The organism is Micromonospora sp. LOL_015, assembly GCF_048060275.1.
GTDB lineage: Bacteria > Actinomycetota > Actinomycetes > Mycobacteriales > Micromonosporaceae > Micromonospora_E.
The window spans coordinates 43,157-65,322 of record NZ_JBHMIO010000017.1; the positions used below are offsets into that span (position 1 = coordinate 43,157).

The following is a 22,166-nucleotide window of genomic DNA, read 5'->3' on the forward strand; positions in this document are numbered from 1 at the left end:
AAGGTCCCGTTACGGGACTGATCTGACCGAGGGTCAGTGACGCGGGCCGAGCAGCCGGGTGGCGAGCACCGCCGCCTGGGTCCGCCGTTCCAAGCCGAGCTTGGCGAGCAGACTGGAGACGTAGTTCTTCACGGTCTTCTCGGCAAGGAACATCTTGCCGGCGATCTCCCGGTTGGTCAGCCCTTCGGCGACGTACTCCAGGATCCGGCGTTCCTGCTCGGTGAGCGACTTCAGCTCGTGCGGCTCCTCGACGCCGCTGCGAATTCGCTCCAGCACCCGGCGGGTCACCGCCGGGTCGAGCAACGACTGACCGGCCGCCACCCGGCGTACCGCGTCCACCAGGTCGGTGCCCCGGATCTGCTTGAGCACGTAGCCGGCGGCACCGGCCATGATCGCGGCGAAGAGCGCTTCGTCGTCCTCGTACGAGGTGAGAATGAGCCCGTTGATGGACGAGTCGACGGCCCGCACGTCGCGACAGACGTCGATGCCGTTGCCGTCCGGCAGTCGAGCGTCGAGAATCGCCACGTCCGGGCGCAGCGCCGGGATGCGCCGGGCCGCCTCCTGCGCGGACCCGGACTCGCCGATCACCTCGATGTCGCCGCTGCTTTGCAGCAGGTCGGCAAGGCCACGGCGGACGACCTCATGGTCGTCGAGCAGGAAGACGCGGATCATCCCCTGTTTCTACCCTGTCGCGGGGCGCGGCGGCCAGGGACCAAAGTCCCGGGCGCCGGGACCGGCCGGGCCGGCCGGGGACCGGGTGCCGGTGACGGTGGGGCGCGGCAGGCAAGACGGACGGGCCCGGTGGCCCGGGAGGATCCGGGACGTACGACCCTGCCGGTGCCGGCCCGGGACCGGGCACCGTGTAGTCATGCTGACCACCACGTTCACCATGGCCCAGCTGCGTACCGCGGTGACCGCGGCGGTCCGCGCCCCGTCGCTGCACAACAGCCAGCCGTGGCGGTTCCGGCTGGTCGAGGGCGCGATCGAGCTCCGGCTCGACCCGGACCGGCTGCTCACCGCCTGCGATCCGACCGGCTGGGCCGCCCGGATCGGCTGCGGGGCCGCCCTGTTCAACCTACGGCTCGCCCTGGTCGCCGCCGGCACACCGGCCGAGGTCCGGCTCCGCCCCGAGCCGGCCGACCCGTGGCTGCTGGCCCGGCTGGTGCCCGGACCGCCGCGGCCGGCCACGCCGGCCGAGTCCCGGCTGTACGCCGCGGTGCCACGCCGGCACAGCAACCGGCTGCCGTTGCGGCCGGACCCGGTGCCGCCGCCGGAGCGGCGGCGGCTGATCGAGGCGGCCCGGGCCGAGGGCGGCTGGCTGGAGCTGGTGGTCGGCTCAACCGCCGTCACCGCCGTAGCGGAGATCGCCACCAGCGCCAACCGGGTGCTCGACCGGGATCCCGGGTACCGGGCGGAAGTGGCCCGGTGGACCCGGCACTTCCCGGCACCGGACGGGGTGCCGGCGGCCGCCGGCGGACCGGTCGCGGAGCCGCACGATCTACTTCCCCGACGACCGTTTGGCAGTACCCGCCGCGCTGCGGGACGCGATTTCGAGTCCGAACCGCTGGTGGCGGTGCTCGGCGCGACCGGCAACACGCCAAGCGACCAGCTGACCGCCGGGCAGGCGCTGCAGCGGGTGCTGTTGACGGCCACCGACGCTGGCCTGGCGACGTCGATGCTGTCCCAGCCGATCGAGGTCGCTCAGGCCCGCGAGCAGCTCCGGCTGGCGCTCGGCCGGTTCGGAACACCACAAATGGTCATCAGGATCGGATACGGTCAGCCCGGCCGACCGACGCCACGTCGGGATCCGGCCAACGTGATCGACACGGTCCGGGAGGAACGATGAGTGACCCGATCGTCTCAGGGGTGGACGGATCACCGGCCAGCCTGTGCGCCGCCCGACACGCCGCCGAGGCCGCGGTCCGGCACGGCGCGCCGTTGGTGCTGGTCCACGGCTATCTGCACGCCTTCGGGTACGGGATCCCGATCAATCCGTACGACGGCGAACTACCCGGGCCGAACGAGGAAGGTGAGCGGATGCTCGCCGAGACCGCCGCGCAGCTGCGCGCCGAGCGGCCCGGCATCACGGTGCAGACCCGGCAGGTGGCGGCCGGCGGGGCACCGACCTTGATCGAGGAGTCCCGGCACGCGGAGCTCGTGGTGGTCGGCAGTCGGGGCCTCGGCGGTTTCACCGGACTGCTGCTCGGCTCGGTCAGTTCACAGGTGGCCGGGCACGCGCACTCCCCGGTGCTGGTGGTCCGACCACCGGACGCGCCGGTCGAGGCGGACGGCCCGGTGCTGGTCGGCGTCGACGGGTCGGCGCACGCGGAGCAGGCCCTGCACGCCGCGGCCGACGAAGCCGCCGCGCGCCGGGTCGGGCTGGCCGTACTCCACGTGTGGTGGCCGAGTCCGATGCGGGACAGCACCGAAGTCGCGGCGCCGGCCGACAGCGCCCGCCGGGAGGCCGACGAACTGCTCGACGCCGCGGTCGCCGCCGTTCGGCGACACCATCCGGACCTGCCCATCGAGCGGCGGCCGTTGGAAGGGGTCGAGGCCGACGCGGTGATGGTCGAGGCGAGCCGCAAGGCAGGTCTGGTGGTGGTTGGTTCCCGCGGTCGGGGTGGCTTCACCGGGCTGCTGCTCGGCTCGGTCAGCCAGACGCTGGTGCACCACGCGCACTGCCCGGTGCTGGTGGCCCGCCCGCATCCGCACCGCTGACCGGCCCGCCAGCCGGGTCGGACGTCCCGGCCGCCCGGTCAGACGGTGTAACGCAGGATCGCACCGATGCCGTCGGGCACCTGGTCGGCGAGCTTGTCCGGCACCACCACCAGCCGGGCGCCGCCGGCGAGGGCGGCCCGCACGGCGGCGTCACCCAGCGGCACCTCGACGGGGTCTGTCACTCCGAAGACGGCCACCGCGCCGGCCGTGGCACCCACCTGGTCGGGCTGCGGACCGGTGTACGCCGAACGGGTCGTCAGCTGCGGACCGTCGACCAGCAGCAGAGTGTCGACCTGACGGCGGGCCAGCGTCGCGAGGGTGTCCGACGCTCCACCGGCGGCCCGGTCGGCCTGGCCGATCTCCCGCCGGTACGCCGCCACGGCGGCGGCCACGTCGGCGTCGGCAATGTCTTCCACCACGTCGACGGCCTGTTCGACCGCCGCGTCGGTGGTGTCGTAGGCGCCCTGCACCTCGTGCAGCAGTGCGGCGACCCGGGTCGGTGACTTGTCCCGCAGGAACTGCACCGCCCGGACGTCCCCGGTGACCACGACCGCTCGGGGGCGGACCTCGTCGACCAGTTCGGTGAGCCGCTCGGCCACCAGCGTCGCGTTGGCCTCCCACCGGTCCTCGGCCCGCTGCTGGTACCGCCGCTGGGACCAGCCACCCGGATGCGACCGGGTGATGTGCAACGTCTCCCCGGCGACCGTCTCGGTCACCTCCACACCGTCCGGCTGCAGGGCGACGATCTCGGCGCCGACCCGGTCGGTCGCCACCACCAGCACGGGCAGCTGCCGCTGCTCCCAGCGCAGTAGCGGCAGCAGGTGCGCGACCGGACCATAGCTGGCGGTCTCCCGATCCGGTGGTTCCGGCAGCTGGCGTACCAGCCGCACCCGGTCGGCGTCGGCGACCACCACCAGGGTGTCGCCGTCGAGATTGGCCCGCCCGGTCAACCCACCGATCACGTCGAGCAGGTGGTCGGGCGCGCCCGCCTCGGCCAACTGCCGACGCGCCGCCCGCCAGCGCAGCTGGACCTGCTCGGCGGTGTCCGGGGCCCGGCCGCTGGTGTCCAGGTAGAGCGACACGAACGGTCCGGGTGCGGTGGCCAGGTCGACGAGGGTGGTTCGGGGCGTGGTCGAAGTCACCGTTGGTCCTTCCCATGGTCGTACGGGGTCGGGCAGGTCGTCGCTACGGGGTACCCGGTCGGCGGTCCGGCTACTCCCCCGGCGCGTCGCCGTCGGATGCCGGCGGACGAGCCGGGTGACCGACAGGGTCGGTGCCAGCGCGGGTCAGTGCCCGCGACCGAACGCGTCGACCACGCCCCAGCGACCGGGAATGTCCAGCAGCTCGATCCGACCGATGTCGCGCGGTAGGTGCGGGCGGACGATCAGGTGTTCACCCTTGGGGTCCAGGCCGAGCATGGAGCGCAGGAACATCAGTACCGCCCCGGCCGACCAGGCGTGCGGGCTGCAGGCAGCTGGAAACTGCACCGGATACTTGGTCAACGCTCGGTCGTAGCCGGTGAACGCGCCGGGCAGCCGCCCGTCGAAGAACTGCGCGGCCCCGATCATCGCTCCGGCGACAACGGCCGCCTCCTCGTCGAAGCCGTAACGGCGCATTCCGCAGGCGATCAGCGCGTTGTCGAACGGCCAAATCGTGCCGTTGTGGTAGCCAACCGGGCTGTACCGCCCGGCACCTTCGGCGAGGGTACGAATCCCCCAGCCGGAGAACAGCCGCCGGCTCATCAGGTGACCGACGACGTGCCGGGCCTTGTCCGGGTCGGCGATACCGCTCCACAGCAGATGCCCCATGTTCGAGGCGCAGGCGTCGATCAGGTTGCCGTCGGCGTCCATGCCGAGCGCGTAGTACCTGCCGTTGGAAATCCAGAACTCCTCGTTGAACCGACGCTTGAGCTCGGCCGCCTCGCGTTCCAGCTGGTCGGCGTAGGCCGCGTCGGACCAGATGTCGCGGGCCAGCCGGGCACCGCGCCGTTTCGCGTCGTACGCGTAGCCCTGCAGTTCGCAGGTTGCGCGGGGGCCGACCGGCAGCCGACCGTCGCGGTAGGAGATGGCGTCGGCGGAGTCCTTCCACCCCTGGTTCTGCACTCCGAGGCGTTCATTGCGGCACGCGTACCAGACGTATCCGTCGCCCATGATGTCGCCGTACGAGTCGATCCAGTCCAGGGCGAGCCGGGCGTGGAACTCGAGTTCCCGGACCAGATCCGCGTCGCCGGTCCACCGTTCGTACTCGTCGAGCAGCACGACGAACAGCGGCGTGGTGTCGGCACCGCCGTAGTAGGGGCAGGCGCTGATCTCCTCGTAGCCGGCGCGTTCGCCGTACCGGAACTCCTGCAGGATCTTGCCCGGCTCCTCCTCGGCGAAGTCGTCAAGCCGGCTGCCCTGCGCATCGGCGAGGGTGTGCAGCACAGCGGGGGTGAGCTGCGGGGCGAACGGCAGTGCCTGCAGGCTAGTGATGATCGCGTCCCGGCCGAAGAAGCCCATCAGCCAGGGCAGCCCGGCGGCGAAGACCATCTCGCCGCGGGTGTTGCCCTGGAACCGCAGCGCGGCCAGGTCTACGAGGCTGCGGCGGTATGCCTGGTCGAGGCTCGCCGAGTCGCAGGTGAGGGTGGGCGCGGCGGCCAGCCATTCGTCGAGCGCCTCGCCCGTCTCCACCTTTGCGGGGGTATCGTAGGCCGGCACCGCCTCCCGGATGTCCCGCCCTTCGGTTCCGCGGCTCCAGAGCACCACCTGGAAGGTGGTATCCCAGGCGCCGTGCGGCCCGACCTGGATCTCGAAGGTCATGCCGTGGTCGTCAACGGCGGCGTCCGCGCTGCTGGATACCACGACCTCGCGTCGCTGGTTCTCCCGGTGGTAGAGCAGGCGCAGCGTGCCGTCCTCGACCGCGACGGAGATCTTGCCCTTCTTCTGCACGTCGGCGACTTCGGTGATGTCCGCGAAGTCGGTGCTGATGTCGAGGCGGATCCGCAGGTCCACCGGCACGTCCTGATGGTTCAGGACGGTGAGCCGCTCCAGGAACAGCCCGCCACCGACCGACCGCTGCCGGATCACCGAGAGGTTGGCGTCCACGTAGTGGGTCGGTTCGCCGGGCACCAGGAAGTACCGCGACTCGAAGTACCGCAGGTCGTCGACCGACAGGGCGGTGAGCCCTTCGCCGTTGACGGTGAGATCCCAGGTGGAGAGCACCCGCATGTCGAACGAGAAGAGTCCGGTGGGCAGTTCAGCCGACGGAAGGATGTCTCCCCGACCGTCGCTGATCATGAACATCATGCCGTCGAGGATGCTGGTGTAGCTCAGGTTCCTCACCGTGCTCTCCCCCAGCCCTGGGCCAACTGCCGGGGGTGACGGGCACCGACGGTGTCGGGTAGCAGCCGCTCGAACGCCGGCACCATGAAGATGTTGCCCTCGACAATGAACGCGAACCGAACGAAGGTCGCCCACAGCCGGTCCTCGCCGCGCAGTAGCCGCTCGAACAGTGGGCCGTCGATGACGGCGACGCAGTCCGCGTCGGCACCGGACTGTTCGGCCTGTACACCGCCGGCTGCGAAGTGCAGCAGCCACTGCTCGATGTGGTCGCGGTACCGCACGTCGAATCGCAGCGTGCCGTCGATCGTCGGGGGTAGCCGGGGGGCACGTTCGTCGAGACCGGCGAAGAAGGCCTCCGTGGTCGCTGACAATCCGCCACCTCCGTCGTCCGCTACTCAGCGAGCTTCCCGGTTGGGTCGGCGGGGTGCGGGCGGTTGCGCCGGAAATCACCCGGCAGGGTGTCCGACGACGGCATTCGCTGCGGCCCGTGGGATACCGAGTTCCGGCCGGCGAGCGTGTTGACTTCATAGTTGCATGTCAACCGCTCTGAGGAAAGCGCTTTCTCCTGCCACGGCAGGGACGGTGGGTCCGCACCACCGACCGTCCCTGCCACCGACGGCAGCCGCCCGACACTCGCCATAACCCAGCGATACCAAGAGCGATCTTCGATACCACGACCAACCGGCACCATTGACAAATATCGATCATGATGCCAACCTCAGGGTACCGCGTAGGAGCCTGACATCCGCGTGGGGAGCAGGGCAACTCTCCACTGACTCGGCACGCGTCGACGACCACGCGCATCTTCCGGGCAGAACGCACACGTAACCAGGTCGCGCCGTCCACCGGCGCGTACCCACCACAGTTGGAGTCGTCATGTCCCTTCCCACCACCACCGACCGCCGACCGCTGGGGCTGTACGCCCTGGTTGTCGCGGTCACCGCCGGGTTGCTGCTGACCACGGCGCTGGCCAACGTCGCCTCGGCGCACGGTTCGGTGATCAGCCCGGCCTCACGCAACTACGGCTGCCTCGAGCGTTGGGGCGACAACCACATGGCGCCGGAGATGGCCACCGAGGACCCCATGTGTTACCAGGCGTGGCAGGCCAACGCCGCCGCGATGTGGAACTGGAACGGCCTCTACCGGGAGGGCGTCGGTGGCAACCACCAGGGCGCCATCCCGGACGGCCAGCTCTGCAGCGGTGGACGCACCGAAGGCGGTCGCTACAACGCGATGGACGCGATCGGCGACTGGCGCGCCACGTCGATCAACAACTCCTTCAACGTCCGGCTGTTCGACGGGGCCAGCCACGGCGCCGACTACATCCGGGTCTACGTGACCCGGCAGGGCTTCAACCCGATCACCCAGGCGCTGGGCTGGGGCAATCTGGAGCTCGTAGCCCAGATCGGCAACACACCGGCGTCGCAGTGGCAGAGCGTGCCCAGCGGGGTGCAGATCGACATCCCGGCGACCGCTCCGGGGCGCACCGGCCGGCACATGGTCTACACCATCTGGCAGGCCAGCCACATGGACCAGTCCTACTACTTCTGCAGCGACGTGAACTTCGGCGGTAGCAACCCGCCGCCGACCACCGCGCCACCGACCACGCCGCCGCCGACCACCGCGCCACCGACCACCGCGCCACCGACCACCGCGCCGCCGCCCGGCTCGGCCGGCTGCACCGCGTCCTACACGGTCGCCTCGAGCTGGTCCGGCGGCTTCCAGGGTGACGTACGGGTGACCGCGGGCGCGTCGGCGATCAGCGGCTGGACGGTGACCCTGAGCTACCCCAGTGGACAGACCGTGCAGCAGGCGTGGAACGCCACCGTCTCGGCCAGCGGCTCGACGGTGACCGCCCGCAATGTCAGCTACAACGGCAGCCTCGCCGCCGGAGCCAGTACCAACTTCGGCTTCATTGGCTCGAACTCCGGCGGCACACCGTCGGTGACCTGCCGCGCCACCTGAGGCGTACCGGGTCAGCACGCCTTCCGGGGCGGTGTCGCGGTTCGCGGCACCGCCCCGGTTGTCATGCCGGGCCGAAATCAGATCGATGGCCATCGTAGGTAATTGACCGTCTTACACATCCGAAACAGGCGGTAACACGGATATTATTGTCAGCCATTGCCCACGTGGTTACAGTCGTACCTTCTCGGGGCCAGGAAGCGCAGGTCACGGCCGGTCAACCGGATCAGCCATGCTGTCCGAAGTGGATCAATGGTGCCGGGAAACCGGTACCGCAGAGAGGATCCGCCCATGTCAGGAGTCGTCCGCGCCGCCATCGTCCAGACCGCCTGGACCGGCGACAAGGAATCCATGATCAAAGCGCACGAGGAGTACGTCCGGCAGGCCGCCGCCCAGGGCGCCAAGGTGATCTGCTTTCAGGAGCTGTTCTACGGGCCGTACTTCTGCCAGGTGCAGGAGAGCGAGTACTACGCGTACGCCGAATCGATCCCCGGGCCGATCACCGAACGGTTCGCCGCCCTCGCGGCCGAGCACGGCATGGTGATGGTGCTGCCGATGTACGAGCGCGAGCAGGCCGGCCTGCTCTACAACACCGCCGCCGTGATCGACGCCGACGGCAGTTACCTGGGCAAGTTCCGCAAGACCCACATCCCCAACGTCAAGGGCTTCTGGGAGAAGTTCTACTTCCGCCCCGGCAACCTCGGCTACCCGGTCTTCGACACCGCCGTCGGTCGGATCGGCGTCTACATCTGCTACGACCGGCACTTCCCGGAAGGCTGGCGGGCGCTGGGCCTGTCCGGCGCGCAGATCGTGTTCAACCCGTCGGCGACCAGCCGCAGCCTCTCGTCGTACCTGTGGAAGCTGGAGCAGCCGGCGGCAGCGGTGGCCAACGAGTACTTCATCGCCGCGATCAACCGGGTCGGCGTCGAGGCCGATTACGGCGACAACGACTTCTACGGCACCTCCTACTTCGTCGACCCGGAAGGCAAGTTCGTCGGCGACACCGGGGACCCGTACCAGTCGGAGTTAATCGTCCGGGACCTCGACCTCGGCCTAATCGAGACGGTCCGCAACCGCTGGGCCTTCTACCGCGACCGCCGCCCGGACGCCTACGGCGACCTGGTCCAACCCTGAGCCGGCGGAGGAAGCCATGAGTCTGCTGATCACCGGCGGCACCGTGATCGGACCCACCGGACCGTACGCCGCCGACGTGCTCGTCGACGGCGAGACGATCACCGCGCTGCACTCCCCCGGCACCGGGCCGGCCACTGGCGTCGACGTCCTCGACGCCAGTGGCAAGTACGTCATCCCCGGCGGCGTCGACGTCCACACCCACATGGAGCTCCCGTTCGGTGGCACCAACGCGAGTGACACCTTCGACACCGGCACCCGGGCCGCCGCACACGGCGGCACCACCACGATCATCGATTTCGCGGTGCAGCGTGCCGGTGAGGTGGTCGGCGACGGGCTGGCCGCCTGGCACGCGAAGGCCGAGGGCAACTGCCACGTCGACTACGGCTTCCACATGATCATCGGCGGGGTGGACGACGAATCGCTCAAGGCGATGGACTCGCTGGTCGCCACCGAGGGGATCACCAGCTTCAAGCTGTTCATGGCGTACCCGGGGGTGTTCTACAGCGACGACGGCCAGATCCTGCGGGCCATGCAGAAGGCCCGCGACAACGGCGCCACCATCATGATGCACGCCGAGAACGGCATCGCCATCGACGTGCTCATCGGCCAGGCCCTCGCCCGGGGCGAGACCGACCCGATCCACCACGGACTGACCCGCCCGGCCGCGTTGGAGGCCGAAGCGACCAGCCGGGCCATCGCGCTGGCCGGGGTCGCCGCCGACTGCCCGCTCTACATCGTGCACCTGTCCGCCAGCGAAGCCCTCGCCGCCGTCGCCGCCGCCCGCGACACCGGCCGCAACGTCTTCGCCGAAACCTGCCCGCAGTACCTCTACCTCGCCCTGGAGGACCAGCTCGGCGCGCCCGGCTTCGAGGGCGCGAAATGGGTCTGCTCCACTCCGCTGCGCAGCAGGCACGAACCCCACCGCGCCGACCTGTGGCGGGGGCTGCGCACCAACGACCTGGCGGTAGTCTCCACCGACCACTGCCCGTTCTGCTTCAAGGACCAGAAGGAACTCGGCCTCGGCGACTTCTCCAAGATCCCCAATGGGATCGGCGGCGTCGAACACCGGGTCGACCTGGTCTACCAGGGCGTCGTCGACGGCAAACTGTCCCTGGCCCGCTGGGTGGAGACGATCGCCACCACGCCGGCCCGGATGTTCGGCCTCTACCCGCGCAAGGGCGTCATCGCCCCCGGCTCCGACGCCGACATCGTCGTCTACGACCCGGCCGGCCGGACCACCATCTCGGCGGCCACCCACCACATGAACATGGACCACTCGGCGTACGAAGGGTTCGAGATCACCGGCAAGGTCGACACCGTGCTCTCCCGCGGCACCGTCCTGGTCAGCGGCGATGGGGCCTACCACGGCCGCGCCGGCCACGGCCGCTACCTGCGCCGCGGCCTGTCGGACTACCTGCTGTGAAGGAGGCGAGCATGGACTTCGGCGTCGTGTTCCAGTGTGACCCGCCCGGCCGGGAGCTGGTGTCGCTGGCCCAACGGGCCGAGCAGGCCGGCTTCAGCCACGTGTGGACGTTCGACTCGCACGTGCTGTGGCAGGAGCCGTTCGTCATCTACAGCCAGATCCTCGCCGCCACCTCGTCAGTGACGGTGGGGCCGATGGTGACCAACCCGAGCACCCGGGACTGGACCGTCACCGCGTCGACGTTCGCCACCCTCAACGAGATGTACGGCAACCGTACGGTCTGCGGCATCGGCCGGGGCGACTCAGCGGTACGGGTCCTCGGTGCCCGCCCCACCACCCTCGCCGAGCTGCGCGAATGCGTCACCGTCATCCGCGACCTGGCCGCCGGGCGGACCGTGCGCTACCGCGACCGCGACATCACCCTGCCGTGGGTCAGTGACGGGGCGCTGGAGGTCTGGGTCGCCGCGTACGGGCCGAAGGCGCTCGCCCTGGCCGGCGAGGTCGGCGACGGCTACATCCTGCAACTCGCCGACCCGGACATCGCCGCCTGGATGATCGGTGCGGTCCGGGCGGCGGCCGAACGTGCCGGCCGCGACCCGGACGCGGTCACCTTCTGCGTCGCCGCCCCCGCCTACGTCGGCGACGACCTGGCCCGCCAGCGGGAGCAGACCCGCTGGTTCGGCGGCATGGTCGGCAACCACATCGCCGACATCGTGGCCCGCTACGGCGGTGGCGGCAGCGCGGTGCCGAAGGTGCTCACCGACTACATCGCCGGCCGGCAGGGCTACGACTACGCCGAACACGGCCGGGCCGGCAACACCCACACCGACTTCGTGCCCGACGAGATCATCGACCGGTTCTGCCTGCTCGGCCCGGCCGAGGAGCACCTGCGGCGGCTCGCCGAGCTGCGTAATCTCGGCGTCGACCAGTTCGCCGTCTACCTGCAACACGACGCCAAGCAGGAGACCCTGGCCGCGTACGGCGAGCAGATCATCCCCGCGTACCGCCGGGTGGTCGCGTCTTGACCAGCGGCTGGACGCGCCGGGCCAGCGTCGCCGGGGTCGCGCTGGCCGCGCTCGCCCTCGCCGCCACCGGTTGGGAAGGCTACAAACTGGTCGGCGACCCGGACGGCACCGACTTGTACGGCGTACCGCTGCTGCCGCGCGCCGACGACGCAGCCATGCCGCACCTGGCCGACGTGGTCGCCGGCCTAGGTGCTGTCGACGTCGCCGCCGGCCAGCCGGTGTGGCGGGTCGTCGTGGACGCCTGCCTGTTCACCCTCGGGGTGACCGGCGTCGGGTTCGCCGCCGGCACGCTGGTCGGGCTGGTCCTGGCGGTGGCGATGCAGCGGTGGCGGATCGTCGAGCGTGGACTGCTGCCGTACGTGGTGCTGTCGCAGACCGTGCCGCTGGTCGCCCTGGCCCCGGTGATCGCCGGCTGGGGAGGGCGGCTGTCCATCGGCACCTACCCGTGGCAGCCGTGGATGTCGGTCGCGGTGATCGCCGCGTACCTGGCGTTCTTCCCGGTCGCCGTCGGCATGCTGCGCGGCCTGCAGTCGCCGCCGGCCGCCGGGGTCGAGCTGATGCGCAGCTACGCCGCCGGCTGGTGGCGCACCCTGTGGAAACTGCGGGCACCGGCCGCGCTGCCGTACCTGTTCCCGGCGCTGCGGCTGGCCGGGGCGGCGGCCGTGGTCGGCGCGGTCGTCGGGGAGATCTCCACCGGCACCCGGGGCGGCATCGGCCGACTGATCCTGGAATATTCGCGGCAGGCGACCAGCGCCCCGGCGAAGGTGTACGCGGCGATCCTCGGTGCCGCCGTCCTCGGCCTGGTCGTCGCCGCCACGGTGACCCTGCTGGAGGTCGGACTGACCCGGCACCAGCGGCGGGTGGCGGTGACCGGATGAGCAGCGAGTTCGCTGTCGGTCTCACCGGGGTCGACAAGGTCTTCCACGCCGGCCGGGCCGACGCGGTCACCGCGCTGACCGGGGTGGAGCTGGCCATCGGCCGGGGCGAGTTCGTGTCGCTGATCGGGCCGTCCGGCTGCGGCAAGAGCACCCTGCTGCGGCTGATCGCCGACCTGATCACCCCGACCGCCGGCACGGTCACCGTCAACGGCAAACCCGCCCGGCAGGCCAGACTGGACCAGGAGTACGGAATCGCCTTCCAGCAGGCCGGCCTCTTCGACTGGCGGACGGTGCGGCGCAACGTGGAACTGCCGTTGGAGCTGCGCGGGGTGCGGCGGGCGCAGCGGCGGGCCCGGGTCGACGAGATGCTGGCCCTGGTCGGGTTGGCCGACTTCGCCGGGCACTACCCGGCTCAGCTGTCCGGTGGCATGCAGCAGCGGGTGGCGATCGCGCGGGCGCTCGCCGTACACCCGCCGTTGCTGTTGATGGACGAACCGTTCGGGGCCCTCGACGAGATGACCCGCGAACGCCTGCAGGACGAACTGCTCGGCATCTGCGCGCGCACCGCGACCAGCACCGTCTTCGTCACCCATTCGATCTCCGAGGCGGTGTACCTGTCCGACCGGGTGGTGGTGATGTCGGCCCGGCCGGGTCGGATCACCGCCGTCGTCGACGTCGACCTCGGCGAGCGTACGGAGCAGACCCGGCAGTCGGCGGAGTTCTTCGCCGCCGTCACCGAGGTCCGCCGGGCGCTGCGCGGCACCGGTACGCCGGCTGCGGATGCGGCGGTGGCGTGAAAGCGCTTCGGGCGGCCGGGCCGCCGGTCGCCGTCGGGCTCGCCGGGCTGGCGCTGTGGGAAGCGACGGTACGGCTGGGCCGGGTCGCCTCCTATGTGCTGCCGGCCCCGTCAGCGATCGCCGAACAGTTCTGGGCCAGCCGTACCGTGGTGCTGACCGCCGGGCTGGCCAGCGGCACCAACGCGCTGATCGGGCTGCTGGCCGGGGCAGCGCTCGGGGTGCTGGTGGCGTTGGCGGTCAGCCGGCTGCGGCTGCTCAGCGAGGTGTCGGTGCCACTGGCCGCGCTGGTCAACGCGCTGCCGATCATCGCGCTCGCCCCGGTGCTGAACAACATGTTCGACGCGGCCAGCAGCGTGCCCCGGCGGATCGTCGTCGGCCTGGTCGCGTTCTTCCCGGTCTTCGTCAACACGCTGCGTGGGCTGCGCCAGGTGCAGCCGATCCACCGCGAACTGATGGACAGCTACGCCGCCAGCGGCGCGACGTTCGCCCGGCTGGTCCGGCTGCCCGGCGCGCTGCCGTTCGTCTTCACCGGGCTACGGCAGGCGTCGTCGCTGGCGGTGATCGCGGCCGTGGTCGCCGAGTACTTCGGTGGGCTGCAGGACGGGCTGGGGGCGCGGATCACCTCGGCGGCGGCGCTCACCGCGTACCCCCGGGCCTGGGCTTTCGTCGTCGGCGCCTGCCTGCTCGGCCTGGTCTTCTACCTGGCGACCCTGCTGCTGGAACGCCTCGCGATGCCGTGGCGCACCGGCCAGGCCCCGTGACCCCCACCTCCCCTGGCGCACCCGTCCCGCGCCGTAGTCCCCCGCTCCATCATCGCGACCAGGAGGAACGACGAAGATGAGAAGACGGTTGGCCGCCGCGGCGGCGCTGACGGGTGCCGCGCTGCTGATCAGCGCCTGCGGTACGGCGGACGCCGAGCCGGACGGTTCTGGCGGTGCCATCGACGGCACCACCACGGTAAAGGTGCAGTTGCAGTGGTTCTTCCAGGCCCAGTTCGCCGGCTACATCGCGGCCGTCGAAAAGGGCTTCTATGCGGAGGAAGGGCTCGACGTCGAGCTGCTCGAAGGCGGGGTGGACATCGTCCCGCAGACGGTGCTCGCTCAGGGGCAGGCCGACTACGCGATCGCCTGGGTGCCGAAGGCGCTCGCCTCGCGCGAACAGGGTGCTGAGATCACCGACGTGGGGCAAATCTTCGCCCGCTCCGGCACCTACCAGGTGGCGTTCGCCGACCCCGGCATCAGTGGGCCGGCGGATCTGCGCGGCAAGAAGGTCGGCAACTGGGGTTTCGGCAACGAGTTCGAGCTGTTCGCCGCGATGACCCAGGCCGGGCTGGACCCGGGGTCCGATGTGACCCTGGTGCAGCAGCAGTTCGACATGCAGGCGCTGCTGCGCGGCGACATCGACGCCGCCCAGGCGATGAGCTACAACGAGTACGCGCAGCTGCTGGAGGCGGAGAACCCGGACACCGGTGAGCTGTACACGCCGGAGGACTTCTCCGTGCTCGACTGGAACGAGGTCGGCACGGCGATGCTGCAGGACGCCATCTGGGCCGACACCACCAAGCTCGACGACCCGGCATACCAGGAGCAGACGGTCAAGTTCCTCACCGGCACCATCAAGGGCTGGGCGTACTGCCGGGACAACCCGGAAGAGTGCCGGGACCTGTCCGTCGCGGCCGGGTCGACGCTGGGTGCCAGCCACCAGTTGTGGCAGGTCAACGAGGTCAACAAGCTGATCTGGCCGTCGACCGGCGGGATCGGGCTGATCGACGAGGCGGACTGGGCGCGTACGGTCGAGTTGTCGCTGGCCACGAAGAACCAGGACGGCCAGACGGTGCTGACCGCCGAGCCGGAGGGGTTGGCCTACACCAACGACTACATCACCCAGGCGCTCGAAGCGGCGAAGGCCGGCGGCGTCGACGTCACCGGCTCCGGCTTCACCCCGCTGACCGTGACCCTCAACCCCGGCGGCGCCTGAGCCGAGGCGATCCGTCAGCCTCCGGTTGGTTGGCCACCTCCCATGATCAGATGACGAAGAACCGGGACGGCACCGGCGTGTCGCCCGGTTCTTCGTCATCTGATCGTCTGGCCCAGCGAAGGCAAACCAAGATCCACACCCGACTCATTCAAACCCATTGACCTTCATCAGTTAATGGCGGTGTGGTTTCCATGCGCCTGGACGAATACGGGGAGGACAGGCAAGCAATCCAAGAGCAGCTCTGTAGCTTGGAATGGGGTCGGGCTGGTGGTTGCCGCCACCGACCCGACCCCGGCTCACACAAACGGCGGGCGGGTCTATGGGTGCGCGGCCGGGAAGGGGTCGGCACCGTTGGGCGGCCGGTGCCGACGCAAAACGCCGGGACGGGTCAACGCGGACTTGTAGACGCCGATCGCGGCCATCCGCCCGTCCCGCCCGTCGTGGACGTACCCGTCCGGCCACAACCCGGCGTACTGCAACACCGCCCGCACCCGACGCGCCTTGACCTGGTCCCACCGGTCCAGCACCGCCAATGCGGTGGTGAACGGCGGGCAGAACGCCGCCACGTCTCACACCCGACACTCGGCCAACCGACTCGGCATGTGCTCAGCCACCGTCTCCCGCGCACGGTCCAACACGTCGACGCCCGGCCGGTTCCGCATCGCCGCCGCCACCTCATCCAGCACCGCCTGCTCGGCGTCGACAGCCGGACGCTCGGCATCCGGCGCAGACGCCGCCGCACGCGCGGCCAGCAGCCGGAAACGCGGATCACGCCCGATGTCCGTCTGCCCCGGCGTCCGTCGCGGCAACGGCGGCCGGTTCGGCGTCGGACCTTCATCGCGAACGACGTACGGCGACCCGCCATACCTACTGCGGGGACCTTGGTTCCTGGTCAAGAGCTTCTCCTTCGCAGGGAGGACTGTTGAGAGGTCCGCGGCAGGTACAGGGCCGAATTCAGGCACAGCGGGCAAGAGCACTGGGGTCACCAGTGCCCTGGATTCCACATCCGTGATCCATGGGGGCCGGGGATCTCTGGTCGAATGACCGGCTCAGGAGCCTCAAGTAAGCAGAGCTTATAATGACTGTTATAAGGCTGCAAGTAGCGTTGGCCAGCCAAGTTCCCCACCCAGCGCGGTCAGCGACCCACACCGCCCGCGCATCCGGCACCATGATCGGAGGCAGCAACCGGAGGCAACCATGACAGACCCAGGCTGGACCAGCAGCTCAGACCCGTACCTCACCCCACAGCAGTACGACGCATGGTCCGCCGAGGCCGCCACCCGGGGCAGCGTCGGCACCCAACAGCTTCTCGGCGTCGAGACCGTCGACGCAGACAAACGGGTCAGACGCGCACTGGGACTCGCCGACACCGAACGAGCCGTCGTCCGCCGCCGCCTCATCCTCGAAGATGATCGGCCCGTCGAACTCGCCGACTCCTACTACCCGGAGCCGATCGCCGCCGGCACCCCACTCGCTGAGAACCACAAGATCAAAGGCGGCGCGGTACGGGTCCTCGCCGACCTCGGACTCACACCGCATCAGGTCAGCGAGCACGTCACCGCACGACGGCCAGCCGATCAGGAACAGGAACTACTCGACGTCGCCGCCGACGAACCAATCCTTGTACTCACCCGCCTCAGCCGTGCCGCCACCGGCCAGCCCGCCGAGTACGCCGTCATGCGTACCGTGACCAGCCGCTCAGCCGGCCACACCTACCAGATGCAGGTCCCAACCGCATGACCAACGACCCCAACCACGCTGCCGACGACGACGTACGTGACCGCCAACGCCAGATCGCAGCCGATCTCCGCCGACAGATCCTCACCGGCGAGTTCAAGCCCGGCGACAAGGTGCCCTCCACCGCCCAACTCTGCGAGCGGTACGGCGTCTCCAACCTCACCACCCAGCGCGCACTCGCCATCCTCAAGAAGCAAGGATTCGTCCGTGGCGAGTCCGGGGTCGGCGTGTTCGTCACCGCCAACCAGCCGATCGCCGTCGAAGCGAACCACCACCCGGGCCACACCAGCAGCGCCACTCCGTACCCGTGGATCAGTGAGATCGCAAGTCACGGCCGCCGCAAGACCAGCCGCCTGTTGTCCGTCGACGAGGTAACGCCGCCGGTCGCGGTCGCCGCAGCGTACGACATCGAACCTGACACCCGCGTCATCCGCCGGCGACTTCTGCTCCTGCTCGACGACGTCCCGGCCGAACTGGTCACCAACTACTACCGCACCGACCTCGCGCGCGGCACCTCGCTCACCGAGCACCGCCTGATCAAAGGCGGATCGCTCCGGGTGCTCGCCGAACTCGGCAAGCACGCCGGACCAGCCGTCGACGACGTCGAAGCCACCATGCCCACCATCGACGAGTTCATCGCCTTGGAGATGCCAGACGACATGCCTGTGCTGCGTCAGTTCCGCATCGTCTACACCACCGACGGCGAACCGATCGAGGTAACCGAGATGATCAAAGCCGCCCACCGGCACAGGGCCAGATATCTCCTGCCCGGACCGTCGGAAGCCTGACCTCACCGCCCTCCCCCGACACGTACCAGACCGCCACCGAGGAAGTGGAGGTGGCCACGGTCAACTCCACTCGGCTGCCCGCAGCAGGCTCACAACAAACCACTGTCCCCCTTGCCGGAGCCAACCGTGTACGCGACAACTTCCACATCGGCCTGCCGTTAGGTACCGGACGGAGGAGAGATAGCCACGCCGAACCAGCAGCATCCGATAAGGACAGACAACGCATCGATGTACGCAAGATTAGGTGCCGGAGTTGGGGCGAAATGTCGATTGCGGCAACCTCCGACACGCCCGGGATCTGGGGAAGGTTGGCGGAAAGATCCCAAACCGCCCCCGAGCTGCGAAAACCAGCCCCGTAGAGATCATCTAAGCCGCCACCAAGATCATGATGAACAGGAGGTTGCCCTCCAGACCCTCTGTTTGCCCAGGTCAGACCGCCCGACATTTCGGACACGGTCCCCGAGCACACGAAAACCAAGCCGGATGGAAACCTGACCGTCGGCCCGTCGGGGTCGAAGTCCTTCGCTTGTCTCTGAGCGCACGAAACTGAGCCGGGTTGAAGCACGAGATCTGCACTCCGCTAACGGTCAGATGACGCCTACAGGCACTCAGTCGACCAGGTCGGCGCGGAGATCGATCGCCCAGTGATTTGACCAGATGCCACCGAGCGATCTCGCCCGAGCCGGAGGTCGGACCGTCTATAGAGTCGAGCACGACACCCCGAAGCCGGACCGAGAAGGTGACCGATCACATGGCGACGCAGGTCATCGTGCTCAATGGCGGGTCCAGCTCTGGCAAGTCCGGGATCGTCCGGTGCCTCAAGCACCTGTTGCCCGAACCGTGGATCAGTTTCGGCATCGACGACCTGATCGAACGGTTGCCGCCGACCATGGTGACGTTCGGCGCGCAGGGCGAGGTCATCCTCGGCGACGGCTTCGACGAGTTGCAGCACGCCTGGTGGGTGGGCGTCGCGGCGGTGGCGAGGGCCGGGGCACGGATCATCATCGACGAGGTGTTTCTGGGCGGGGGCACCTCCCAGGAGCGGGCCCGCCGGTATCTGGACGGCTTGTCCGTGCTGTGGGTCGGGGTGCGGTGCGCTGCGGAAATCGCGGCGTCGCGGGAGATCGCCCGTGGTGACCGGGTGGTCGGAATGGCAGCGTCGCAGGCCGAGATAGTCCATGAGGGAGTCGAGTACGACATCGAGGTGGACACCAGCCACCTGGAGTCGCTGGGCTGTGCCCGAATGATCGCTGCGGGTGTGGTCTGACCGGCTCAGTTCTTCGTCTCTGGAGGTTCGACGTACCTGACCGGCGTGATTTCCGGCAGGTGCAGGAGGACGTCGACGGAACCGGCGAGGTCGTCGAGCTCGGAGTAGTGCCGCTCGTCCTCGTCGGGGCGGTACATGCCCGAAACAAGGCGTACGGCGTGCCGGCCAGCCACCGCCCGACCGCGTCGGGTTTCGGCGCTGCGGTCAGGTCGACCGCGTACCCCGCACCCAGCTTGGCCCCGACCTGGTCGAGGGTCTGGTCCAGGCTGCCGGGGCGGGGTGTCGGCAGGCGCAGGTCCCGAAGGTGACCGGACCCGAAGGTGGTCAGCAGGCAGCGGTAGCGCGTCCCGAGGTGCGCGCGGAGTCGAGAGCCGAAGCCGGTCCCCCGGGCGGCGAGGTGACCGAGCCCGTCCCAGACGACGGCTCGCCGGCCGGTGGCCCGCAGGTGTTCGACGAGCTGGTCCGCTGCGGCCGTCTCTTCGTCGTCGCCGCTGCGGCCTCGGCTGAGTGGGCGGCGTGGAATCGCACGATGCGGTCGAGCGCCCCGAGTGCACGGGTCGCGGCGTCGGAGCCGGGGTCGAGCACGGCCGCCGTCGTGGTATGGGCCTGCCGGGCCAGGTCGACAAAGGGCTTGCCGGTCCACCTGCCGTGGGCGCGTTCGACGTGTTCGCCGCCGTCGTGCGCGACCCGGATCGTCGCCAGCAGCGCCGATATCCGCTCGTGGTCGCGGGTGCCCGCTGTCAGGGCGAGGACCCGGTCGTAGTCGGCGGGCACCGCCGTGGGGCGGGTGATTCCGCGGATCTCCACCTGGTCTTCCGGGTGGGTGGCGTTGTGGGCGCGCAACCAGAGCAGTGCGCGGCGCAGCGACTCGGTGCGCCACGGCCCCCAGGCGTCGACGAGGATCGCCTCGGGGCCGTTCGCCGACCGGTCTCCGGCCCTGGCCCAGCGGTCGAGCCGGTCACCGATCTCGGTGGTGTCCTGCAGGACGACGGTACGCACGCCCCGGGTCACCAACGCCTGAAGAAGGTCGACCTGCAGTTCGCTGACCTCGGCGCTCTCCCGGGTCGTCGGCGCGAGTCCGATGACCGTCGGCGTATCGGCCGCCTCGGTGGTCTGCCCGGTGCGGCAGCAGGCCGTCGGCGATGTCGGTCACGACGTCCCGCCACGGGGTGTCGCCGTACGGCCGCATTGGTCGGACCTGTGCGGACAGCCAGTCGACGACCGCCGCCGGTGCCCCGGCGCTCATCGGATCCTCCCCTCGGCGGCGGGGGTGCGCCCGACGCTGAGTGCCCCGGCCAACTCGGCCAGCATCCGGGCGCGGTCCTCGACGTCGCCAGCCCTGGCCGCGTACCGGCCGTCGGCGACCTGGTGCGGTGAGAGGTGCAGCGACGTTCCCACTGGCCGCATCCGCAGCTCCTCGGCCACCTGGCGCAGCTGCGCCACAGCTCGGCCGCCGCCGGACATGCCGTAGCCGACGAAGGCCACCGGCTTGTCGGCCCACTCGGCGTACAGGTGGTCCAGGGCGTTCTTCAGTACGCCCGGGAAGGAGGCGTTGTACTCGGGGACGACGATGACGTACCCCTGGTAGCTGGCTATCGCGGCGGCCCAGCGGCGCGTGGTGTCGTGCTCGTAGCTGCCGAATACGGCCGCGAGCGGCTCGCCCAGCATCGGCAGATCGAAGCTGGCCAGGTCGACCAGCTCCAGGCGGAGATCCGGCTGACTACGGTCCGAGGCCACCCACTGGGCGATGGCCGGTGACCGCCTCGTGGGGCGGGTGCTGCCGGCGATCACGCCGACCCGCAGCGGTCCGGTAGGGCCGGCGACGTTGTCCGTTTCCATGCCATCGACGCTAAAACTTCAACATTGGTTTAAGTCAAGCGGCGACGCGTCCCATGTCCACCACAGTCGCCCGGCGACACTGAGCGGTCTTGTCCACCAGAGTCGCTGGGATTCGGGGAGGGACACGGCAGAACAGATTTCGGCTTCCGGCCGTCCGCAGTCGCTGGTGCGGCCCGCAGATCAGCCGGACACCAGGTGGTAGCCAGCCCCTCGGACGGTGCGTACCCGTGGCCCGTTCGGCAGCACGGCGAGCTTGCGACGTAGTCGCTTCACGGTGGCGTGCAGCGCGGCCCGGTCGTCCAGATAGGCGCCGCCCCAGACCGCCTCGAACAACTGCCGGTACGTCCACAGCCGCAGCGGTGGGCTGGCCAGCCGCAGCAGCGTCGCCCGCTCCAACGGGGTGAGCGCCAGCGCCTCGCCGCGCCAGGTGACCTCGGTGGAGACCGGATCGATCAGCAGGTCACCGAGGCGGGTCGGCCCGGCCGGCGACCGACCGGCGGTCGCCGTCGGCCTGGCGTACGCCGGCAGTCCATCGGTCGCCGCCAGTCCATCGGCCGACGTCGACAGCAGCATGGTCCGCAGTTCGGTCAGGGTGTTGACGACCAGTACGGCGCCGAGGTCGTCGACGCGGGACACCAGCCGCTCGCGTACCGCCGGGTCCGTCGACACGCACACCGCCAACGGCACCTCGCCATCCGTCACCGCATCTCCCCCAGTGTGTCCCCGGGGTCAGCCAAGCGGGTGGACCGGCCGACGTCAACGTCCCCGTGGGAGGCCTCCCAGCGGCGGGCGCTGTCCCGGTATTGTCCGGCGATTGCCCATCTTGGTGCTTTCACCTGGTCATCGGCGCGCCGAGCATGGCCGGCAGGCGGGATCCGCCTGTCACCACTGTGAGGAGAACGATGATCCATCCACCTGGACGGACCGGCCCGCCACCAGCGGGTGCCCGGTCCGTCGCCGTGACTGTCCGGGCCGTCGCCGCGATGCTGGCGGTCGTGCTCGGCGTCACCGCCGCAACGGCTGCCGCCCCCGCCGCGTCGGCGGCCCCGATCGGCGGCAACGGCGACGCCCCAGCGACGGTCAGTGCCGAACTGCTGGCCGACCTGGCCGCCGACGGCACCACCGGCTTCATGGTCTACCTGCGGGAGAAGGCCACCCTGGACGCCGCGGCGCGGATCAGTGAGCGGGCCCGGCGCTCCACTGTCGCGTACGAGCAGCTGACCGAGGTCGCCGAGCGCAGCCAGCGAGGGCTGACCGCCGACCTGACCCGGCGCAAGGTGCCGCACACCAGCTTCTGGATC

General features: G+C 70.0%; 24 protein-coding genes and 1 pseudogene. 13 read left to right on the plus strand and 12 right to left on the minus strand.

What is annotated here, in order from left to right:
* Positions 1–33 precede the first annotated feature (33 nt).
* Positions 34–672 carry a response regulator gene (locus tag ACFHWU_RS15750; protein ID WP_123600861.1) on the minus strand — a complete coding sequence of 213 codons (639 nt, stop codon included), beginning with the start codon at positions 670–672 and terminating at the stop codon, positions 34–36.
* A gap of 196 nt (positions 673–868) precedes the next feature.
* Here ACFHWU_RS15750 and ACFHWU_RS15755 point away from each other — a divergent pair, with 196 nt between their 5' ends.
* Together ACFHWU_RS15755 and ACFHWU_RS15760 are read left to right on the plus strand one after the other, a co-directional pair.
* Complete coding sequence (locus ACFHWU_RS15755; protein ID WP_416557295.1) at positions 869–1,846, plus strand: Acg family FMN-binding oxidoreductase; 978 nt, start codon at positions 869–871, stop codon at positions 1,844–1,846.
* Entirely contained in the window at positions 1,843–2,718 is an 876-nt protein-coding gene (locus tag ACFHWU_RS15760; RefSeq protein WP_416557294.1) for a universal stress protein, read from the plus strand. Before ACFHWU_RS15755 ends, ACFHWU_RS15760 begins: the two co-directional genes overlap by 4 nt.
* Positions 2,719–2,756: 38 nt before the next feature.
* On the opposite strand, the gene ACFHWU_RS15765 is transcribed toward ACFHWU_RS15760, so the two are convergent.
* The 3 genes from ACFHWU_RS15765 to ACFHWU_RS15775 all read right to left on the minus strand — a co-directional run bounded on the left by ACFHWU_RS15765 (position 2,757) and on the right by ACFHWU_RS15775 (position 6,409).
* A complete protein-coding gene (locus ACFHWU_RS15765) occupies positions 2,757–3,860 on the minus strand; it encodes a Vms1/Ankzf1 family peptidyl-tRNA hydrolase (protein ID WP_416590886.1) in 1,104 nt (367 codons plus the stop codon).
* Between the two features lie 144 nt (positions 3,861–4,004).
* Positions 4,005–6,002 carry a glycogen debranching N-terminal domain-containing protein gene (locus ACFHWU_RS15770; protein WP_416590920.1) on the minus strand — a complete coding sequence of 666 codons (1,998 nt, stop codon included), beginning with the start codon at positions 6,000–6,002 and terminating at the stop codon, positions 4,005–4,007.
* A gap of 32 nt (positions 6,003–6,034) precedes the next feature.
* On the minus strand, positions 6,035–6,409 hold the full coding sequence (locus tag ACFHWU_RS15775; protein WP_416557292.1) for a hypothetical protein: 375 nt from the start codon (positions 6,407–6,409) through the stop codon (positions 6,035–6,037).
* A 505-nt stretch (positions 6,410–6,914) separates the two neighbouring features.
* Here ACFHWU_RS15775 and ACFHWU_RS15780 point away from each other — a divergent pair.
* The 8 genes from ACFHWU_RS15780 (at position 6,915) to ACFHWU_RS15815 (ending at position 15,234) form a co-directional block, all read left to right on the plus strand.
* The gene (locus tag ACFHWU_RS15780) at positions 6,915–8,003 is read left to right on the plus strand and encodes a lytic polysaccharide monooxygenase auxiliary activity family 9 protein (protein WP_416590887.1); all 1,089 of its coding nucleotides are present in this window, start codon (positions 6,915–6,917) and stop codon (positions 8,001–8,003) included.
* A gap of 288 nt (positions 8,004–8,291) precedes the next feature.
* Positions 8,292–9,134 carry a nitrilase-related carbon-nitrogen hydrolase gene (locus tag ACFHWU_RS15785; RefSeq protein ID WP_416568781.1) on the plus strand — a complete coding sequence of 281 codons (843 nt, stop codon included), beginning with the start codon at positions 8,292–8,294 and terminating at the stop codon, positions 9,132–9,134.
* Positions 9,135–9,150: 16 nt separating this feature from the next.
* Positions 9,151–10,557, plus strand: coding sequence for a dihydropyrimidinase (hydA, locus tag ACFHWU_RS15790; protein WP_416568780.1), 1,407 nt, complete (start codon positions 9,151–9,153; stop codon positions 10,555–10,557).
* 11 nt (positions 10,558–10,568) lie between these two features.
* Complete coding sequence (locus ACFHWU_RS15795; protein WP_416590888.1) at positions 10,569–11,582, plus strand: TIGR03842 family LLM class F420-dependent oxidoreductase; 1,014 nt, start codon at positions 10,569–10,571, stop codon at positions 11,580–11,582.
* On the plus strand, positions 11,579–12,460 hold the full coding sequence (locus tag ACFHWU_RS15800; protein ID WP_416590889.1) for an ABC transporter permease: 882 nt from the start codon (positions 11,579–11,581) through the stop codon (positions 12,458–12,460). Before ACFHWU_RS15795 ends, ACFHWU_RS15800 begins: the two co-directional genes overlap by 4 nt.
* Positions 12,457–13,257 carry an ABC transporter ATP-binding protein gene (locus ACFHWU_RS15805; protein ID WP_416590890.1) on the plus strand — a complete coding sequence of 267 codons (801 nt, stop codon included), beginning with the start codon at positions 12,457–12,459 and terminating at the stop codon, positions 13,255–13,257. Before ACFHWU_RS15800 ends, ACFHWU_RS15805 begins: the two co-directional genes overlap by 4 nt.
* Complete coding sequence (locus ACFHWU_RS15810; protein WP_416557398.1) at positions 13,254–14,018, plus strand: ABC transporter permease; 765 nt, start codon at positions 13,254–13,256, stop codon at positions 14,016–14,018. The genes ACFHWU_RS15805 and ACFHWU_RS15810 overlap by 4 nt, the downstream gene beginning before the upstream one ends.
* Before the next feature lie 76 nt (positions 14,019–14,094).
* Positions 14,095–15,234, plus strand: a complete 1,140-nt coding sequence (locus ACFHWU_RS15815) for an ABC transporter substrate-binding protein (RefSeq protein WP_416590891.1) — start codon at positions 14,095–14,097, stop codon at positions 15,232–15,234.
* Between the two features lie 317 nt (positions 15,235–15,551).
* Here the strand turns inward: ACFHWU_RS15815 and ACFHWU_RS15820 are convergent, their stop codons facing one another.
* The gene (locus ACFHWU_RS15820; protein ID WP_416590892.1) at positions 15,552–15,800 is read right to left on the minus strand and encodes a hypothetical protein; all 249 of its coding nucleotides are present in this window, start codon (positions 15,798–15,800) and stop codon (positions 15,552–15,554) included.
* 3 nt (positions 15,801–15,803) lie between these two features.
* Complete coding sequence (locus ACFHWU_RS15825) at positions 15,804–16,130, minus strand: hypothetical protein (protein WP_416590893.1); 327 nt, start codon at positions 16,128–16,130, stop codon at positions 15,804–15,806.
* Between the two features lie 301 nt (positions 16,131–16,431).
* Here ACFHWU_RS15825 and ACFHWU_RS15830 point away from each other — a divergent pair, with 301 nt between their 5' ends.
* The 3 genes from ACFHWU_RS15830 to cpt all read left to right on the plus strand — a co-directional run bounded on the left by ACFHWU_RS15830 (position 16,432) and on the right by cpt (position 19,026).
* Complete coding sequence (locus ACFHWU_RS15830) at positions 16,432–16,974, plus strand: GntR family transcriptional regulator (RefSeq protein WP_416590894.1); 543 nt, start codon at positions 16,432–16,434, stop codon at positions 16,972–16,974.
* Entirely contained in the window at positions 16,971–17,759 is a 789-nt protein-coding gene (locus tag ACFHWU_RS15835) for a GntR family transcriptional regulator (RefSeq protein ID WP_416590895.1), read from the plus strand. Before ACFHWU_RS15830 ends, ACFHWU_RS15835 begins: the two co-directional genes overlap by 4 nt.
* A gap of 751 nt (positions 17,760–18,510) precedes the next feature.
* Complete coding sequence (cpt, locus tag ACFHWU_RS15840; protein ID WP_416590896.1) at positions 18,511–19,026, plus strand: chloramphenicol phosphotransferase CPT; 516 nt, start codon at positions 18,511–18,513, stop codon at positions 19,024–19,026.
* Between the two features lie 5 nt (positions 19,027–19,031).
* Here cpt and ACFHWU_RS15845 read toward each other — a convergent pair whose 3' ends face one another.
* The 6 genes and pseudogenes from ACFHWU_RS15845 to ACFHWU_RS15870 all read right to left on the minus strand — a co-directional run bounded on the left by ACFHWU_RS15845 (position 19,032) and on the right by ACFHWU_RS15870 (position 21,997).
* A complete protein-coding gene (locus tag ACFHWU_RS15845) occupies positions 19,032–19,199 on the minus strand; it encodes a hypothetical protein (RefSeq protein ID WP_416590897.1) in 168 nt (55 codons plus the stop codon).
* A gap of 47 nt (positions 19,200–19,246) precedes the next feature.
* A pseudogene (locus ACFHWU_RS15850) lies at positions 19,247–19,444 on the minus strand (hypothetical protein); the annotation flags it as partial.
* On the minus strand, positions 19,351–20,037 hold the full coding sequence (locus tag ACFHWU_RS15855; RefSeq protein ID WP_416590898.1) for an erythromycin esterase family protein: 687 nt from the start codon (positions 20,035–20,037) through the stop codon (positions 19,351–19,353). The gene ACFHWU_RS15855 and the pseudogene ACFHWU_RS15850, both read right to left, overlap by 94 nt.
* Before the next feature lie 231 nt (positions 20,038–20,268).
* Positions 20,269–20,865 (minus strand): NADPH-dependent FMN reductase, encoded by a 597-nt coding sequence (locus ACFHWU_RS15860; RefSeq protein ID WP_416590899.1) that lies wholly within the window; start codon positions 20,863–20,865, stop codon positions 20,269–20,271.
* Positions 20,866–21,045: 180 nt separating this feature from the next.
* Entirely contained in the window at positions 21,046–21,567 is a 522-nt protein-coding gene (locus ACFHWU_RS15865; protein WP_416590900.1) for a winged helix-turn-helix domain-containing protein, read from the minus strand.
* A 130-nt stretch (positions 21,568–21,697) separates the two neighbouring features.
* On the minus strand, positions 21,698–21,997 hold the full coding sequence (locus ACFHWU_RS15870; RefSeq protein ID WP_416590901.1) for a hypothetical protein: 300 nt from the start codon (positions 21,995–21,997) through the stop codon (positions 21,698–21,700).
* Between the last annotated feature and the right edge of the window lie 169 nt (positions 21,998–22,166).

What these genes read in the sequence shown, in the direction of transcription:
- ACFHWU_RS15830 (WP_416590894.1), top strand. Translation starts at nt 16,432, where the DNA reads ATGACAGACCCAGGCTGGACCAGCAGCTCAGACCCGTACCTCACCCCA.
- ACFHWU_RS15815 (WP_416590891.1), top strand. Translation starts at nt 14,095, where the DNA reads ATGAGAAGACGGTTGGCCGCCGCGGCGGCGCTGACGGGTGCCGCGCTG.
- ACFHWU_RS15860 (WP_416590899.1), bottom strand. Translation starts at nt 20,865, where the DNA reads ATGGAAACGGACAACGTCGCCGGCCCTACCGGACCGCTGCGGGTCGGC.
- ACFHWU_RS15760 (WP_416557294.1), top strand. Translation starts at nt 1,843, where the DNA reads ATGAGTGACCCGATCGTCTCAGGGGTGGACGGATCACCGGCCAGCCTG.
- ACFHWU_RS15870 (WP_416590901.1), bottom strand. Translation starts at nt 21,997, where the DNA reads ATGAAGCCGGTGGTGCCGTCGGCGGCCAGGTCGGCCAGCAGTTCGGCA.
- ACFHWU_RS15785 (WP_416568781.1), top strand. Translation starts at nt 8,292, where the DNA reads ATGTCAGGAGTCGTCCGCGCCGCCATCGTCCAGACCGCCTGGACCGGC.
- ACFHWU_RS15770 (WP_416590920.1), bottom strand. Translation starts at nt 6,002, where the DNA reads ATGATGTTCATGATCAGCGACGGTCGGGGAGACATCCTTCCGTCGGCT.
- ACFHWU_RS15755 (WP_416557295.1), top strand. Translation starts at nt 869, where the DNA reads ATGCTGACCACCACGTTCACCATGGCCCAGCTGCGTACCGCGGTGACC.
- ACFHWU_RS15795 (WP_416590888.1), top strand. Translation starts at nt 10,569, where the DNA reads ATGGACTTCGGCGTCGTGTTCCAGTGTGACCCGCCCGGCCGGGAGCTG.
- hydA (WP_416568780.1), top strand. Translation starts at nt 9,151, where the DNA reads ATGAGTCTGCTGATCACCGGCGGCACCGTGATCGGACCCACCGGACCG.
- ACFHWU_RS15835 (WP_416590895.1), top strand. Translation starts at nt 16,971, where the DNA reads ATGACCAACGACCCCAACCACGCTGCCGACGACGACGTACGTGACCGC.
- cpt (WP_416590896.1), top strand. Translation starts at nt 18,511, where the DNA reads ATGGCGACGCAGGTCATCGTGCTCAATGGCGGGTCCAGCTCTGGCAAG.
- ACFHWU_RS15780 (WP_416590887.1), top strand. Translation starts at nt 6,915, where the DNA reads ATGTCCCTTCCCACCACCACCGACCGCCGACCGCTGGGGCTGTACGCC.
- ACFHWU_RS15750 (WP_123600861.1), bottom strand. Translation starts at nt 672, where the DNA reads ATGATCCGCGTCTTCCTGCTCGACGACCATGAGGTCGTCCGCCGTGGC.
- ACFHWU_RS15805 (WP_416590890.1), top strand. Translation starts at nt 12,457, where the DNA reads ATGAGCAGCGAGTTCGCTGTCGGTCTCACCGGGGTCGACAAGGTCTTC.